Genomic DNA, 931 nt, shown 5'->3' with positions numbered 1-931 from the left:
AGCGTTACGATAAAGCTAGCATGGAAACGATAGGTGCAAGCAAGTTAAGGGTTGCATCGCGCATGTCAATCTAGGCTATACCCTAACTTGATGTCAGGCAGGGCCGCGCCGCTTCGTCAGAATAGAGTCTGCTTTCCCATTTTTTGACACATGCCCGCGAAGGTTATAGATTTCAGCCTGACAGAAATGGGCTTTGAGGCACAACGGAACAGAAAGTGCACTTAAGCCGCCTTCAACCAAGGAGACATCGTGCAGGGGCACCGCATCGGCTACGTCCGGGTCAGCAGCTTTGACCAGAACCCGGAACGCCAGCTGGAACAAACCCAGGTGAGCAAGGTGTTCACCGACAAGGCATCGGGCAAGGACACCCAGCGCCCCCAGCTCGAAGCGCTGCTGAGCTTCGTCCGCGAAGGCGATACAGTGGTGGTGCACAGCATGGATCGGCTGGCCCGCAACCTCGATGACCTGCGTCGCTTGGTACAGAAGCTGACTCAGCGCGGCGTGCGCATCGAGTTCCTGAAGGAGGGCCTGGTGTTCACTGGCGAGGACTCGCCGATGGCCAACCTGATGCTGTCGGTGATGGGGGCCTTCGCTGAGTTCGAGCGCGCCCTGATCCGCGAGCGGCAGCGTGAGGGCATCGCCTTGGCCAAGCAGCGTGGCGCGTACCGGGGCCGCAAGAAAGCCCTGTCCGATGAGCAGGCTGCTACCCTGCGGCAGCGAGCGACGGCCGGCGAGCCCAAGGCGCAGCTTGCCCGCGAGTTCAACATCAGCCGGGAAACCCTCTACCAGTACCTCCGCACGGACGACTGACACATGCCGCGTCGCTTGATCCTCTCGGCCACGGAGCGGGACACCCTGCTTGCGCTGCCGGAAAGCCAGGATGACCTGATCCGCTACTACACCTTCAACGACTCCGACCTGTCGCTGATCC

Annotated in this window: 2 protein-coding genes; both read left to right on the top strand. The window is 60.8% G+C overall.

Annotated features, from left to right (window positions below):
- The first annotated feature begins 249 nt into the window (after positions 1-249).
- The gene (locus V6E55_RS25510) at positions 250-810 is read left to right on the top strand and encodes a recombinase family protein (protein WP_001161490.1); all 561 of its coding nucleotides are present in this window, start codon (positions 250-252) and stop codon (positions 808-810) included.
- 3 nt (positions 811-813) lie between these two features.
- Positions 814-931: DUF4158 domain-containing protein (locus tag V6E55_RS25940; protein ID WP_049318180.1), on the top strand; the 118-nt coding region annotated here is incomplete at its 3' end.

This window comes from Enterobacter sp. 342 (assembly GCF_036663495.1).
Classification (GTDB): Bacteria; Pseudomonadota; Gammaproteobacteria; order Enterobacterales; family Enterobacteriaceae; genus Enterobacter.
Note: the sequence above shows the minus strand (reverse complement) of the source record. Positions and strands in the feature narration are given on the sequence as shown.